The organism is Olivibacter sp. 47, from assembly GCF_030372825.1.
GTDB classification, from domain to species: Bacteria; Bacteroidota; Bacteroidia; order Sphingobacteriales; family Sphingobacteriaceae; genus Olivibacter; species Olivibacter oleidegradans.
Genome location: NZ_JAUCNR010000001.1, coordinates 5,375,875 through 5,392,717, shown reverse-complemented (window position 1 = coordinate 5,392,717; position 16,843 = coordinate 5,375,875). Strand labels below are relative to the sequence as shown.

Sequence of the window (16,843 nt, the reverse complement as noted above, 5' to 3'; positions counted from 1 at the left end):
TCGTTAATAGTTGTTAATTGTAAAATACTATTTCTTTAGACAATGCTTTCCGCTTTAAGCCTTCTGTTGCTTCAGCAAAGCTAATAAATCCGCTTTTGTGTTTGCTTCCTTTGCCGGTTTATCTTTTCGCCAACGGACGATACGGGGAAAACGCAAAGCTATACCCGATTTGTGGCGGGGAGACGAACTGATTCCTTCAAAGGCGAGCTCAAAAACCAATGTTGGTGTTACACTCCTCACGGGGCCAAATTTATCAATGGTATGCCGTTTTATCCAAGCATCAACTTCCAATATCTCTTTGTCTGTCAGTCCTGAATAGGCCTTGGCAAAGGGGACCAGCTCTCCATTATCCCATACGGCAAATGTATAATCGGTATATAAATTTGCCCGTCGTCCATGTCCTCGTTGTCCATATATTAAAACGCCGTCAATCGTATAAGGCTCAACTTTCCATTTCCACCAATTGCCTCTGCGGCGTCCTGTTTCATAAATGCTTTGCTTCCTTTTAAGCATAACTCCTTCACATTGATAAGCCCTCGCCTCTTCACGCGCACGAGCGACGTCGTGCCACGTATCGCAAGGAATGATACCGGAAATCAGAAGAGGGATGTCCAAGGGAAGCTTTTCCAAGAGCATCACTAACAGATTGCGTCGCGTTTCTAATGGCCGGGCGCGAATATCTTCTCCATCGTATTCCAATAGATCATAACAGATCATGATTAAAGGCGCATCAGCGAGTATTTTTTTGCTTAATTGCTTTCGGCCGGTCCGCGTTTGCATCACCGAAAAAGGAAGTACTTTTTCGTCTTTAAAAGGAAGTATCTCACCATCTATCACGGTACCATTCGGTAGTAAATCAGCCAAGGGATGAAATTCCGGAAATTTATCCGTCAATAAGTCTTCACCTCGACTCCATATATATAAACCGCCGTTGCGAACAATGATCTGTCCTCTTATGCCATCGTATTTCCGCTCAATAAACCATTCGTCCACATTTCCTAAACTTTCAGGGTCTTTATCTAATTGATAAGCTAAATAAAAGGGATACGGTTCAAAACTGCGCTCGTCCTTCGGCATTTCTGTCAGAAGAAGTTGCTGAACGTCCGCCGTAGTAGGGTGCCAATTACCCATCAGTCTATGTGCCATTTCGCTTTCCGGTTTATCAAAAGTTATCGACAAAGCTTTAATGACTAGTTGTTTGGATACACCCATCCGGAAGTTTCCGGTAATCAATTTGTTAAAGACAAAGCGGTGGTTGTTTGGTGTATGCATCCATCTGGAAGAAAGGGCCGCTTCCATCTCTTCGTCGCTAAGATTCTTCAAATCGTGTAAAAAAGCCATCGTTTCGTTTAATGTGTAAGCCTTTGGCTCAAGCGGTGGTGGCAAACACAGTGCAATCGTCTCTGCCAAATCCCCCACTACATGATATGATTCCTCGAAAAGCCAGGCGGGAAGTTGCGATAATTGGATGGCCGCTTGGCGAAGTATGGCCGTTTTAACAAAGCGTCCGGTTGATTTACCCATTAACAAGTATACACACCATAATAGATCTTGGTTGTGCGCCGACCTGAAATAACGAACGAGGGCCTCCACTTTTGCATTCGTTGAGGTTGTTCGATCTATTTCTTCGAATAGCTCATTGAATGCTCTCATCCCTGTCCTCCTGCATTAAAAGGTCGTCTTCATACAACGTATCCACTTCTATGGCATTTAAATGGTACTGCTCGCGGAGCCACTTGGCGTAAATGGATTTATAACCGTGTGTTACATAGATGTTTTCGGCTTCCGTGGCTGTGATTGCTAAATTTAATTGTGACCAATCTGCATGATCTGATAAGACAAATCCGCGGTTGACATTCCTTCTTCTTCTGGCGCCTCTCAACTGCATCCAACCACTACAATAAGCTACTTCGTACGGTGCAAATTTCTTCATCCAAGAAGAGTGCAAGGCACTTGGAGGCATTACCACGACATAAGGTGCTGGAATTTTTTTTATATCAGCTGATGCATAGGCGACGTTATGCAACCGGTGTCCGTCATCAATTAATCGTTGTTGAATATTTACAATGGCACCATGTGCGTAAATAGGTAAACCGGTTTTTCCGGCAACTTCAATAATACGTTGCGCCTTCCCTAATGAGTAGCCGACCATCAGTGAATTTATGTTGGCTTTTCGATTATTATCGATCCAGTTGAGCATATCCCGTTCTACTTCATAAGCTTCGGGAAAGCGATAAACCGGCAGACCGAAGGTAGACTCCGATACAAAATGGTGGCACTTTACCGGATCAAAGGGGGTAGAGATTCCATCCCTTTCCAGCTTATAGTCGCCCGACACCACCCAAACTTCTCCTTTATAACTAAGACGTATCTGTGCCGATCCAATAATGTGGCCGGCAGGGTGTAAAGAAACTTTGACACCATTTATGTCTATTTCTTCTCCGTAGCCTAAACACTGAATCGACGTCTGGGGTCCAAGTCTTAATTTTAGAAGTGTGGCGCTATCACGATGACAAAGATAATGCTTGCTACCAAAGCGCGCATGGTCTGCGTGGGCGTGTGTTATAATTGCCTTATCAACAGGAGCCCATGGGTCAATATAGATAGCTGCCTGCGCACAATAAATTCCTTTGTCGTTAAAAGTAAGCATAATAACATTTTGAGAAGGCTCTTCTGACATCATTCAAGCACTTCTCCGTTCTATAACAGGTAATAGGGATTAAGGTTTGTATAGAGGAGTATACACTGTTAAGGTATAGGGTGTGAGGTATTTGGGAAGGAAGGTTTAAGGTTCAGGACGTTTTGCGTTAACGAAGGACTTTTACTTTTAACAAAAGGGATTATACCTTAAACCCTAAATATAGCCCCGTGCGTGGTACGACGGTCTCATGACATTGAACGTTAAAAAGATTTAGGATAGCCCTGAGAAAAAATCATGTTGAAATATACCTGCTTTTTCCCTAAGTTTGATGCGTTAAAGAGATATAAAAATCATCGAACGTGAAATTTTTTAAATATCAGGGAGCCGGGAACGATTTCGTTTTAATCGATAATAGGGATCAGCAATTTGATACAAAGGACACTGCCCTAGTGACACAGCTTTGTGATCGGCGTTTTGGTATTGGTGCTGACGGACTTATGCTTCTCCAGCAGCGGGCCGGGTATGATTTTGAGATGGTGTATTATAATGCTGACGGCAACCCTAGTAGCATGTGTGGCAATGGAGGGCGTTGCATTGTGTCTTTTGCAAAACATTTGGGCATTATTGAAAAGTCAACCCGATTTTTGGCGGTAGACGGGGAGCATGAAGCCACTATAAATGATACGGCCGACTGGGTTAGTTTGAAAATGATAGACGTTGAGCATATTGAAAAAGATGGCGATGACTTTGTCTTAAATACCGGATCACCACATTATGTAAAAGAAGTGGTGGATTTAAAAAATCTCGATGTGTTTGCTGCAGGCCGGGCGATTCGATATAACGCCACCTATAAGCAGGCAGGTATTAACGTGAATTTTGTAGAGGCCGTAAATGATGGGTATCAAGTACGCACCTATGAGCGAGGCGTTGAAGATGAAACGCTGGCTTGCGGAACCGGTGTAACGGCTGTAGCGCTCGCTATGGCTTGGCATCATAACCGCTTAGGGACATATAGTACCCCAATCAAAGCCATGGGAGGCGACCTCAATATTCGTTTCACTTATTTAGGAAATGGGGTTTTTAAGGACATTTATCTGGAAGGCCCTGCTAAACTGGTTTTTGAGGGTTTATATCCCGGTAATTCTTAGTCAATTTTCAATTTCTTTGAACAAATAGCCCACCTATTTGTTCCATCGTTAAGAACCAATTATAACGCGTATAGAAATATTGGATAGGTAAGAAGGACATAGGTACGCTGCAACATTGCTAAGTTGCTAATTTTAACGAGTCGTATAAGGGAGCAAAAAAGAATCTCACTCTTCCGGAGATTGCGCCGTTTTATATGATAATAACTTATTTTAAAGATTCTATTGTGTGTTTTAAGGTTCTTTAAGGCATAGATTGCTATTTTTTTTAATTTTTTTATAACACAAAAATTTTATCCGATGCTTTTTGTAAAAAAAACATAGCTTTTGTTTAAAAAATAGATGATGGATTTTTCATTTTTTCTTTACTTTTTATTTTATTGATATTTAAAATACAATAAAATGTATAAAAATGCTTTTTATGTATATTTTATTTTGTGTTTTGTAACAATTTTTCATTTTTCTTGGATACAAATGTTATTTGAATAATATTTGTTGGAAATTTTTATTCTTTATTGTGTTTTTTATTGAAATCTATCTTTTGTAATGAATAGTTTTTTGTGTTTTTGGAATTTTTTATGAAAGTTAGCGCCGTAATTGTGTATTTGAGAAAGGAATTTGTTTTCAGTAGAGCTGCTCAGCGTCGAAAATTTGTTTTAGTAATAAAGCCAGCCGAATAAAGCTGTCGATATTGCTGAAATCGTCTTACATGTTGCTTACGAGGAAGGTAAGCACTATTATATCCAATAATCATTAACCATTCAAACAAACACATGAAACAGAAACTACTCAGTTTCTTTCTTGTTAGCTTGGCTTTATTAGGAAGCCTTTACGCGCAAGAAAGAACGATTCGAGGAAAGGTCACTGCAAAGGACAGTGGCGAACCGCTGCCGGGCGTGTCCGTGATGGCGGTCGGTACATCATCAGGCTCAACAACTAATGAAGAGGGAATTTACTCCATTTCGGTTCCTGCAAATGCGAAAGCATTAATCTTCTCCTACATCGGTTTTGAGAAAGAAACGGTATCTATTGGTAACCAAACAGTGATAGACGTTGAATTATCACAGGATGCCCAGGCATTAAGTGAGGTCGTAGTGACAGCGCTAGGTATTGAACGTAAAAGAAACGAGCTGGGTTATGCCGCTCAGGAAGTGAGAAGCGAAGATATTACCCGCACAAGAGACAATAACTTCACGAATGCGCTTTCCGGAAAGGTGGCAGGTTTGGATATTAAGCAATCCGGTACAATGGGAGGCTCAACAAACGTAGTCATGCGGGGGTATAAGTCATTAACCGGGAATAATCAGGCTTTATTCGTGATTGATGGAGTTCCTGTCAGTAACGTCAACACCAATACTGATTTGCAAGAAGATGCCGATGCCCAGAATCAAGGACGTGGAGGCTACGACTACGGTAACGCCGCTGCTGACATCAATCCCGATGATATTGAGTCCATCAACGTGTTGAAGGGAGCGGCTGCTTCCGCACTATATGGATCTCGCGCATCCAATGGGGTGATTATGATTACCACCAAAAAGGGAAAGAAAAATAGTACCAATATTACGATCAATAGTGGTCTGACTATTGGTAAAATAGATAAAAGCACCTTTGCCAAGTATCAGAAAGAGTACGGAGCGGGATATGTTAACCAGTATAGCGAAGAAGGCTATGCCTCTCCCGATGGAAATTTCTGGTATGAAACCGTATTCGGTAATTCCGGACCGGCTTTGGTAGTACCCTTTACAGAAGATGCCTCTTATGGTGCAGCTTTCGATCCAAATTTGTTGGTATATCAATGGGATGCCTTTGATGAAACCTCGCCAAACTATGGGAAGGCAACTCCTTGGGTAGGTGCGCAAAATGATCCATCTAAATTCTATAAAACCGGTTTAAACTCCATGCAAAGCATCAGTATTGATGGAGGTGGTGATGTAACTACATATAAAGTAGGTTATACCCGAAACGATGAGACTGGTGTTTTGCCCAACAGTAAGATTACCAAGAACATGTTTAATCTTTCCGGATCCCATCAAATTAATGATAAATTAACGGTTAGTGCTACTGCCAATTTTTCTAGAGTAGATGCAATTGGCCGATATGGAACGGGTTATGATGGAAGAAATCCGAATCAGGGTTTCCGTCAGTGGTGGCAGACGAATGTCGATATTAGAGAATTGGAAAGAGCTTACGAGCGAGAGGGAAGAAATGTTACCTGGAATTGGTCGGATATCGACGCGACTGGACCTATTTACTCCAACAATCCTTACTGGGAGCGTTACAAAAACTACCAGAACGACAGTCGTAACCGTTATTTCGGAAGTGCTGTAGTAAACTGGAAGCCTCTGGAATGGATGGATGTAATGGGCCGTGTTACTTTTGATGGATCGAATGAGTTCCAAGAAGAACGCCTGGCAATCGGTGGTGCAGAAGTGCCGGAATACCAACGTTACGATCGTACCTATAGTGAGGCCAATTACGATTTGATGCTTAATTTCCATAAAGATCTGGCAGAAGATTTGACATTTACGGGTTTATTGGGAAGTAACTTGAGAAGAAATTATTTATCGGCTATTCGGGCACAAACGAATGGGGGCTTAGCTTATGAGGGCATTTATTCCCTTTCCAACTCCATTTTCCCGATAGAACCACCCAAAGAACGGTATGAAAGAATCGGAGTAGACGGTATTTTTGCCAATGCCAACTTTGGTTACAAAGAAACTTATTTTATAGAAGGGTCTATCCGTCGCGATCAGTCAACTACACTTCCAACGGATAACAATGTGTATTGGTACCCCTCTGTTGCCGGTAGTTTCTTGTTTTCAAATTTATTAAAGGATTCCAACTGGCTAGATTACGGTAAATTACGGGTTAATTATGCGGAGGTTGGAAACGACGCATCGGCTTTAAGTTTGTATAATACCTACACCATTAATACACCTTTTAATGGAATTCCTATGGCTTCTATTTCTGAGGAGCTACGTAATTCAAATCTGAAACCGGAACGTACCAAAAGTTTTGAGGTAGGTTTGGAGATGAATTTCTGGGATTCAAGAGTCGGCTTTGATGCCAGTTATTATCGCTCAACCTCCTTTGACCAGATTATGGCAGTAACCGTTTCCTCAGCCACCGGATATGATCGGCGTTGGGTGAATGCGGGTTCTTTACGAAACCAAGGTTTCGAACTGAGTGCTTTTGTAATCCCGGTGCGGACCAACGATTTTTCTTGGACCCTGAATCTGAATTTCGCACGTAACCGCAATAAGATGATCGAGTTGTACGAAGGGAATAACAATTTACAGCTTGGTACCTTCCAAGGTGGTATAACCTTAAATGCCACTTTAGATCAGCCCTTTGGTAGAAAGTATTATAAAAATCCAAAGCGGGAGCTACCCATCGGTGAGCAGAACAATACCATCAAAAAATCTATTGGTTTTACCGAAAGCTAATCCCATAGCAGCTTCCGCAATAAAGCACTTTATTCTATTTTATAAGTACCACTACCGTCGAACTCTACCCCGGAATTTATCCCTGGTGAAATAATAATGGCAATGTCAGATAAGTCGAAGTTATTCACGACAGAACCCCAATAAGCCACATTTAATAATTCGGTTGAAGAATCCACCAACTCATTGTAATCGAATTTTGAGGTAAAATCGACAAATATTCTTTCATTAACAAAAACTATTGCACCTGAATCTGTAGAAAACGCGTTCCTCTCTTTTGGATCTATTTGATCATAATCAACCTTTTTAATTTTATCGAGAGCAAACACCCTTTCCTCGGGTGTATATTCTGCAAAAGGAGTGTCGGTATAAGGAAAGACGTTACTTCTGATTGCGTTAAGTATATCTTCATTTATAAGATTAGAAATTTCTAATCTTATCTCATTGATATACAGCGTATCTATAACAATATATTTGATATTAGGCAATAATTCTATAGGTTCTTTATCTAAAGAAATATTTTTCATAATATTTTTTAAGGAAATTACTTATAGGGTGGAATCCAAAATCGTTCTTTCGGTGACTTTTCCAATGTCCGCCGAATTTTTCTGCTCGCGGTCCAGATCATTATCTGTGGACTTCGGTGAATCTCCGAAATCCACAATATTCACTACTAATTCCAATGCATTGGCTTGTATTAATCACACTTTATCTCTTTCGTTTTGAACATAACAGTTTATCCCCTTCTTTAAATAAGTCCAACTTTTTGAAATTCGATATCCTTTTTGCTAGTATTTTCCAGCACTGATTTAAGTCTTTCTGAAACGATTAAAAGAGGCCGTGCGTACCGTATAATACCGCCGTTGTCTTTGCTTCTACTTGATAAGCCTAAACATTCCCACGAAAAGAAAATATCGCTTGGTCCGTAATTATCCATTATACCTTTTTGATATCTAATGATCAATGGGATTACTTTTGTTGATATGTCCTTTTCAAGATTCCCAATAATGACATCGTGAAAGTACCCATCTCTCATACAAACAGGGCATTGATCTTCTATTTTTAGCCCTGAGATTATATTAGCGGGAGGTAATGTTCTATTAGTTTTAAGATGGTAAAAAGGCAAAACTTCTCCTTTTTGGTTGCGTACCTTTGTTAAGGATTCAACGTCTAAATTTGCGTCATTTATTCTTCTGTACAAATCTTGACTGATCAAAATGTCTCCATCAACCGTCTCGAAGAGGTCTTTACTAGTTTGCTTTAATTTTATCTTCAACACATCTTTCACTTTCGCTCCCGTTCCACACCGATCACAGGATTCTTTCATATCATATACTGTCCCGTAATTCTCACCACTACCGCCTATTGGTTTACCTAAATAAGAAAAAACAAAATAATCCATATTTTTTATGACTTAAATTCATAACAACAATTTAACTACTTCTGCAATCCACTCTGGGTTATCTTTATATGCTTGCTGATATGCTTTTATAATGTCTGCTTTTGTGTATGTTTTTCCATAGGGCAATAGTTTTTGCAGTTTTTTAGTTAAAGCAGCATGGTCAGCTCTTGTAAGGATTACGGACGGTGCATTTCTGGTTGATTTTAACAATCTTCTTAGATGTCTTGCTTCTACCAAATGATGAGCTTGAATAGCCCCTTTGAACCCTTTCGTAAGCTTCACCAATTCAGCATAACTAGCTATTCTTCCTACACCTGGAAGTGGGGGTTCTCCGGTAATTAAATGTGGAAGTACTCTTCCGTCATTATCTACTGAGTATGTCGTACCATTAATTGTATACTCTCTCCCGGTAAAACTGGTTCGCAACCTTGACCAAAAACCATTTATAGATCCTAAAACTTGCGAACCTGGCATTAAAAAAGAACTCAAAGTTGAACCGTTGGAATAAACCTGAGCTTCTGGAAGAACTTCGGAAGAACTTCCATCAGGTCTCACTAGTTGATCTCCGGGCACAGCGTCATCCGGAATTGGATCGTCTTGATTAACCCGGATAGTATCCAACCCCATAAAGTCACCATAAGTTACCGGATTGCCCAGTACGTAGTTATATGGCGTAAATTCGTGATGGTTCTCTGCAAGTGGATCTACTCCTCCCCACCTTCCTATAACAGGATCGTAGAAACGGAATCCAAAGTCATACTGCCCCAGCCCATCCTGTAATTCCTTCCCATTGTAAAGATAGTTATTTGCCGGAGAAGGATAAACACCTCCGTAATCTTTTCCGAAAGGATAGTAATCCGCTTTAAACTGCTTATCCAATGTACCGTCACTCTTTACCAGGAATCCGGCACGGGCATTACCCAAATGATCCTTCAGGAAATATTCATAATTGAACCTGTTCGTATTCCACAGTATGCGTCCCTCTTCCATATGGATCAGTTCCAGCGTACCTCCCTTCCACTCGGTGCCCATCACATATTCCCTGGTGATACCTGCATTCACCATGCGCAGTTTTGTACCGCTGCCGTCATAGGTGTAGGTGACCGCCCGCGTGCCGGTTACCGTCTGTGGAAGATTCAGATAATTATAAGTGATGGTATTACTGTTCCTTCCATCTCTTGTCATATTTCCACTCGCCGCATCGTGTGTATAGGTATAGGTCGAGGTACCGAATTTGATGGTGGAAAGTTTATTGCCGTCATATTCATATACCCACTTTGCCCCCGCATCACGCGTCAACCCTTTGATATTGCCCATAGCATCATACTCGATTAACTCTCGTTTGCCATCGGCAGCCACTCCGTTGGTCAGGCGGTTCAACTTATCATAGATATAATTGAAGCTTCCCGCTGTAACATTGTTACGGCTCCATTCTTGTCGACTAATATTTCCGTTGTACTGGGCTGAAGCCCCGGCTGGCGCATCGTTATAGCGCAATGTTTGGTTAAACAGCGAGGAACCTCCAGAGGTCATCCAGCCACGAGCATTGTAAGCATAGTTTGCCGTTTCTTTGAAACTACCTCCTTTGTCTGTACTATGCAGTGCTTTACTGCGCAGCTGCCCTATTTCATTGTAGCTGTTCCGTGCAACCAACACCTCCGCATCCGTTACCGTCCCGTTTCTCACTTGCTTCCGGGTATCGGTCAGTCGTCCTCGGTGGTCGTAATCATACCATGTCGTAACTGTGAGCGTCGGTGCCCCGGCCGTAACCAGCGTTTGCACTGTCTGTGTCGGCTGTCCGCTAAAATTATAGGTGTACACCATGGTATTGGTATTACCTGCTACCGTTCCTCCTTTGTAGTGCTGGCTCCACTCTTTGGCAACCCTGCCCAGTGCATCGTAATAGTATACCGTCCACAGGAAAACATTGCCTGCGCCGATCACCTTGGTTTTCTTGGCTGTGAGCAATCCCTGTACCTGGGCGCTGAAACTGCCCGATTCATTGTTCGGCAACCCGGGGATGCCCGTGTAACGATCATAATAGTTTACCTCCATCACCTCATACTGTGCAGGCGTGGTTGTGGGAAGTACGGGCATACTCCGGTTGGTATAGCCCTCCACACTGCCACTGGCTGTTGACGGTGCTTCCCAATGATTGGGATAGCTCTGCCCATTAGCGGCGTGCTGTGTATCCCACCAAGGGAGATCACCGTTTTTCTGTGTCCCTTTCATCACCAGTCTGCCCAGTGCATCATATTTGTAAAAGATGTTGTATATCGCTCCGTCAGTGGCTTTATTGCCGTCCTGATGGATTACGAGCTGATCCATTGCATTATAGATCATTTTCTGCCAGTAGTTGCTTCCGGGCATCTTTTTCTGAGAAAGCCGCTGACGCATATCGTAACGGTACTGATAAGCATACTTTGCTAGATCAGTTGGCGGTATCGGACTGGAAGCCTCCCGATCGGGGGCAAGAGCCGGAGGCAGCACATAGCAGAGGTTACCGAAATCATCGTAGACATAATAGGTACTCAGCATCTCGGTGGCGCTCCCCTTTTTATTGAATGTACGTTTCAGCACCACTTTCCCTTGTTTATTAGTATATTCCTCGGTGGTGCCCACCCTACCACTGTCGGGCACCCAGTTCTCATCCTTCGTTACCGTAACAAACAATTCTTTCGCCGCGTAAGGGGCGTTGATTACTAAAGTGGGATCGTTATACTGGTCGTAACCCACCGAATACCTCGCTACCCTCCTCGTGGTAGCTACCGTACCAAAAGCTATCGCATTGTTAGCTGTATACTCTGTTACTACGGTTCTTCCAGCCGCGTTAGTACGCGACGCCGAAGGTTGCCAGACAGCACCCGGAAAACCTTGTTCCAGCACCCGGTTTAATGGACTGGCTTCGTATACTGGTCTAGCAAAGGAAGGCGTGGTATTGCTAACAGCGGGGATCGGCACTACACCGTTGGCTGCTCCGCTGTTGTAGAATGTAGCTTGCTCCGTCACCGCTGCGGAACGATATTTCCCATTGCTGCCCACTGCAGCTGCATAAGGCAAATAACTCCTATCTTCGCGTCCAAAGTTGTCATAGCTTTGATGGGTGATAATGTCGCGATAGCCTGGACTTGCTTTACCTTGCACCGTTTGAACCAAGCGTCCGAGGCCGTCAAAATATTGCACGTCCTGCATTCTATCTATCGTAGCAGTTCCGCCTGATTCTGATAGATAAGACGTACGCAATATATAATTCTGTACGGCATCTGGTTGCAGAATCATTTGTTCTCCTGTCACACGGATGAGCACGGTTTTACCCGATGGAATATAAAAGCCCGGCTTCAACGTCACACTACGGGTAGCCTCGATAGTCGACTGGTTGCTGTAAGTGCTCAATACTAAATCTTGCTGTATCTGCCCATATGTTGTACTCATTGCCGATATAAGGACTGCAAGTATAGCGATGTTTGCTTTGATCGTTCTTTTCATGTTGCCTATCTCCTTATTGGTTACGGTAATGGTATTCATAGGTATCCGTGGTTTTGCTTTGGGTGTTCTTCGTTTCCCTCAGTCGCCCAAAACCGTCATAACTGTAATAGGTAGTCCTTCCCGATGGATCCGTTGCACTGGTCATCCCTGTCAATGGTTTATAAGTATACCAACTAACAGAGGCGCTAGGCAGCGCCGTCCTGAGTGGGTCCAGCTTGCTTCTGACCACGGCATCTGTGGGCTCCGAGGTGGTAAAAGAGTTTAATGCATCGGAGCCACCAAATGCCGTCTGAACCTGCGCGAATGTCGCATTACGGATTTCAGCAACCGGATACTGTCCTTTATAACTCCATAGATAAGTAGTAATGGTACCAGCCTTTTTCTGGGAGCTTGCCAGCTTACCATTACTGTAGCTAAAGACCTCCCGTTCGTCATACTTATTATCAAGCGTTAAACCAACATTTGTATTCGATGATGGGGAGAAGACGCCATTGGCCTGCGGAAAGTCCAATATCAATAATCCCGAAGGATAAGGATAGCTATTGCTTCCTATACTAAATAATCCATATCGATTGAAAACTGAATTAATCACCTTCCCGTTTTTCCGGGTTGTAATTTCGAGCGGAGTATTAATAAATCGATCATGCAAGTCCCATATCGATTTAAGCATATTGTCGGAATTTTGCTTGTTGTTTGCAAAGGTCGTTCTGTACAAACTATTAGGTTCTGTGAAATTATTCCTTCGGTGGGTAATATACCTTTGCCTCGCTGCTGCTTTGCATGCGCGCATTTCATGAAAAGACCTAAACCTACAATTCCAATCATTTCCACACGCCGTGCTTCGCTGTTGATGTTGAAGATCGCAAGTTTGGCATCCGGATACATAAGTTGCCCATCCATCCGATATGGCATCTGCTTGAGGCATCCGGAAATCAAAGGCATATTTATAATTAGTTACGGTTCGCCCTTCGCTATTCTCACTGCTGCTTTTCGTCATCTGTCGGTGGTAAGGGCTGTCGAAAAGAACCGTATCAATTGTCATTACACTTTCCCCGCTCCCCGAGCCTTCGATGGTAGTAATAGTTTCTATTCTTTTTTTAAAGTATCCCCGCAATGTATACTCGGTAAACAAGCTACGTTCTACTTTTAAAGCAGGAGTAAACACTTTCGTACTATCATAAGAATAAAGGTAGGTTATTGATTTCCTCGGTTTACCGCTGCTATCAAAGTGGATTTCATCTTTCAACTCACCACGTTGAAATTCGAATGGAATAGGAGCAGCGGGAAAGTTAGGAGCCGATGGATCGCACTGACCCAAGAAGTCCGTATAGACATATTTGGTTGTTTCACGCTCCCAGGGGTTTATGTTATAGAATCTGTAGATCGATTTCCCTTGAGCATTATTATTATATGTCAAAGTTACTTCATCGTATCCAATATGATTACCTTGGTAATTTGACATGGGGGTAATGCTATACGGAGCAACCAGATGCGGCACGCTAAGATTAGCTCCCTCTACACTAATGCAACCGTTTGGATGAAGATTTGGTGTGTTGTCGACTCCTTCACCCGACCGGAGACCATATATTTTAACCACATCGTTTCTGATGCTCTGTATATAGCGTGGTCTCTCATATAAATAACCCGTGGATCTACCATTGGTCTCATAAACATAAGACTCAACCATATCCGGTGTACCATTTCCTGCTCTTTTCGTTATCGTTTTTATGCGTAAACCACCTACTATAGGGTCTTGAACATCGGTTGAAACATATTTTGAAAAAGAGAGATAAGCTCCCGCACTCGAGTTTCTACCGTCCCTGAACATATTTAGTACATAAACCCCTGCTGGTATGGTATTCGTATAAGTAACGGTTTGACCCGCCTGCACGGAGCCGCTACTAACAGTCTGTCCCGTGGTTTTGTTTTGCAAATTAAAACTGGCTACCTCAGAGCCGCCACCTTCGCTCGGATCATTTCTAAAGACTAGTTGATATTTTTCATTTCCAGTAAATTGAATGTTATCCCATACTTTAGAATAACTGGCATCCTTCCCTACATGGAAGGCATTAAAATATTGCAGATCGTGCTTCACTGTATTGAGATATGCCTTGTTTGGCTCAAACTCAAATAGGACAGAACCTCCCGTGGGGTATACAATCTCTTTAAGTGCACCTCCTTTCATCTCAGGCCATTTTGGCTCCCGTTTAGCACCCCGATAAAATTCTGTATAAATATCTTTTGTAATCGTTGGTATCAAAGTGGAATTTGCAGTTTCAGCATTATAAAAACCCCAATGATCTTGGCCTAACGATAGTCTACGTGTAAGGAAATTACTTTCGTAATAAAATTTATGAGGAGCCGAGCGCTCTCCCCCAGCCCCGTATTCAACCAGGCTATCCAATTTCAATCTCTTTTTATCCGACACAATAGTTGAACTGGTATACCGGTCCAGTCCGGAACCTAACTGACCAAAAGGATTATCAAAATAGCTTGTATAAAGTTTAAACTTTTTAAAAGTAGAATTGCCTGCCCTAACTTCAATTTCATCTAAGGCTTTTGCTTCCGTATTAGCCGATTCATCAAAACCATAGCCGCCAGCACTCCAATTTCCCGATAAATCCAAGCGAGCAACGCTACTTGGTTTAAAGATCAATTCACCATTATTAAATGTAATATTAGCTAAGCGTACACCGTCAAAATAATCACGGACTAATTCGTGCCCCCTTTGCTGGGCAATCTGGTCGATATTAAAAATAGGAAAAAGCCCAATATTATAAACACTGTATTTTTCAGCCACATAATTCAGTTCGATTTTATTAAGTTTATCAAATGACTCGATTTTTGTTAAATACCAGCTGGAAAAAACCACATCACTTGACAACCCGTTATTATAAGTATATCGTCTCGTTACTTCAATTGGATATACGTAACCCGTTTTAGGTAGATCGGCAGCATATTTGCCAAAATAATATTTAGCCCCATCTTTTGTAGTTACTGTAAACCCCTGAATATTTTGCTGCATCCCCAGTACACCACCGTCATTTGGTAATCTGAAAGCAGCCTCAATCTTTAAGTCATCATTGTTTTCTATAATGACTGCCGTCCGGTCGTCATTAAAGAAAAATTTTCCTGAATAGCCGTTAAAATTGAAAGTAAACAGATCCGGTTCACCATCTCTTTCTCCCGTTGAAAAGTTGTAATCTAAAGTTCTCCAACCTTCACCGATAAAATAATTGCTGTATCCGTAATTGGCATAATGCCCGTATTGACCCTTTTGCGTATTAGCTGCTTCGTCCGGAAGACCTCTTACCGTTCTTGTAATCATACCCCCGGCGCTCAACGCCCAGCCAGTCCCTACCCAACTGGCCGATTCGATTACTTTGATCCCTCCGGCATGGTAGTTTAGCGAAACAGGAAGCTTAAGTGCTCCATCAGAAATTGTGTAAATAGGAATGTTAATTGAGGGTATTCCGGTGTGTTTGTTGACGGGTACGTCGGCAAACTTACCCAGCGACGCGGCGTTCGGTGACGAAATGCTCACTCGTGTATAGTCTAATCCCTGCGCCTGGGAACTAAAACCAGCAAGCATAACAAGACTACATAAAATCACGAGTTTATAATTGGTTCTAATCTTCATAATAGTTAAATAAATGTACCGTTAGATTTAGAATAAAAACCCTTGCAAATCATGGGCATTATTGGTTCGGTTGTCGATAAACTCTCTTTTGTAAGCTAGTAAGTGCTCGCTCTATTGCTATCCGAGCTTTCCTTTCCTCAATCAAATGCAAAGTCAGCTCTTCTACCTTTTCCAATAATTTCCGATTCATCTCTCCAAGACTGACTCCGTTCTCCTCTACTTCCATCTTATTGGGCACGCCAGGTAAGTGTTTATTTTCTTTGATAAAAGCTTCGATTTCAGCAAGCGATTGCATTTTGTAATTATCTTCGAAAACATAGTCTGGCCAGTTGGCACTTTCCACCAAAATTTCCTTTGAGCGTATTGTTCCATTTACCTCCAAAAGATTGGAGGGTGTTGCCGTTCCGATGCCGACGTTCCCGGCTGTGGTGATGGTGAGTCGTGATTGTGTGGTACTGAAGTTATTATCGGCAATGTGGTAAGCTCCGCCTTTTACATAGGTATCCCACCGGCGGGCGATATTGCCATTGCCATCTCCTTCTGCCAAGGCCAAACCAGGCGCCGAACGAGGACTGGTTAAAGTAATCCAGGATCCATTAGGAGCACTCCCGGGATTCTGGATCTGAAGTCCGCCGCTGATGCCACGGATTAGCCCATTCACCAATAGCGGAACATCAGCCGCCGGCGCAATGCCAATAGCGGCATTACCGCTGGATGGAAAGGTGTTTTGTGCATAGGCGCCCATACCGAATAATAATAGGGCAAACAGGAGTAGATGTCTCATTTTAGTACTGTTTTATATATAAATTCGTTTTATTTTAGTTTTATATAGTATCAATCGCAACGGAACATGGGTAGGCCTTTTTTGCTGCTTGGTTAGATAATACTGAGTTATGCGCAACAATAGTTAAAAATTTCAGGTCATTAGTTATAATTGATTCCCGTTTAATCATAACATCTAGGTTATAGTCAATAAGAGTCCTTTGGCACTCAAAAGTACCACACCTAAACTGATCGCCATTAGGCAAAATATGCCATTGTTAGCGCATAAGCGATAAAATTTATTCTGAGGTTTAAAAAACACCT

9 protein-coding genes are annotated in these 16,843 nt (G+C 42.3%); 2 read left to right on the top strand and 7 right to left on the bottom strand.

Annotation, left to right across the window (positions count from 1 at the left end):
• Positions 1–54: 54 nt before the first annotated feature.
• A complete protein-coding gene (locus tag QT327_RS23425) occupies positions 55–1,653 on the bottom strand; it encodes an ATP-dependent DNA ligase (RefSeq protein WP_289554144.1) in 1,599 nt (532 codons plus the stop codon).
• The gene (locus tag QT327_RS23420; RefSeq protein ID WP_289554143.1) at positions 1,637–2,683 is read right to left on the bottom strand and encodes a ligase-associated DNA damage response exonuclease; all 1,047 of its coding nucleotides are present in this window, start codon (positions 2,681–2,683) and stop codon (positions 1,637–1,639) included. The genes QT327_RS23425 and QT327_RS23420 overlap by 17 nt, the downstream gene beginning before the upstream one ends.
• Positions 2,684–3,000: 317 nt before the next feature.
• Between QT327_RS23420 and dapF the strand changes: the two genes are divergently transcribed.
• Together dapF and QT327_RS23410 are read left to right on the top strand one after the other, a co-directional pair.
• Positions 3,001–3,789, top strand: coding sequence for a diaminopimelate epimerase (gene dapF, locus QT327_RS23415; protein WP_289554142.1), 789 nt, complete (start codon positions 3,001–3,003; stop codon positions 3,787–3,789).
• 770 nt (positions 3,790–4,559) lie between these two features.
• A complete protein-coding gene (locus QT327_RS23410) occupies positions 4,560–7,232 on the top strand; it encodes a SusC/RagA family TonB-linked outer membrane protein (protein WP_289554141.1) in 2,673 nt (890 codons plus the stop codon).
• A gap of 29 nt (positions 7,233–7,261) precedes the next feature.
• On the opposite strand, the gene QT327_RS23405 is transcribed toward QT327_RS23410, so the two are convergent.
• The 5 genes from QT327_RS23405 to QT327_RS23385 all read right to left on the bottom strand — a co-directional run bounded on the left by QT327_RS23405 (position 7,262) and on the right by QT327_RS23385 (position 16,541).
• Entirely contained in the window at positions 7,262–7,756 is a 495-nt protein-coding gene (locus tag QT327_RS23405; protein ID WP_289554140.1) for a hypothetical protein, read from the bottom strand.
• Between the two features lie 221 nt (positions 7,757–7,977).
• Positions 7,978–8,631 carry a hypothetical protein gene (locus QT327_RS23400; protein WP_289554139.1) on the bottom strand — a complete coding sequence of 218 codons (654 nt, stop codon included), beginning with the start codon at positions 8,629–8,631 and terminating at the stop codon, positions 7,978–7,980.
• An 18-nt stretch (positions 8,632–8,649) separates the two neighbouring features.
• Positions 8,650–12,156: a DUF6443 domain-containing protein gene (locus QT327_RS23395; protein WP_289554138.1), complete on the bottom strand. Its 3,507-nt coding sequence runs from the start codon at positions 12,154–12,156 to the stop codon at positions 8,650–8,652.
• Positions 12,131–15,757: an RHS repeat domain-containing protein gene (locus QT327_RS23390; protein ID WP_289554137.1), complete on the bottom strand. Its 3,627-nt coding sequence runs from the start codon at positions 15,755–15,757 to the stop codon at positions 12,131–12,133. The genes QT327_RS23395 and QT327_RS23390 overlap by 26 nt, the downstream gene beginning before the upstream one ends.
• Positions 15,758–15,815: 58 nt before the next feature.
• Positions 15,816–16,541: a hypothetical protein gene (locus QT327_RS23385; RefSeq protein WP_289554136.1), complete on the bottom strand. Its 726-nt coding sequence runs from the start codon at positions 16,539–16,541 to the stop codon at positions 15,816–15,818.
• Positions 16,542–16,843: the final 302 nt, after the last annotated feature.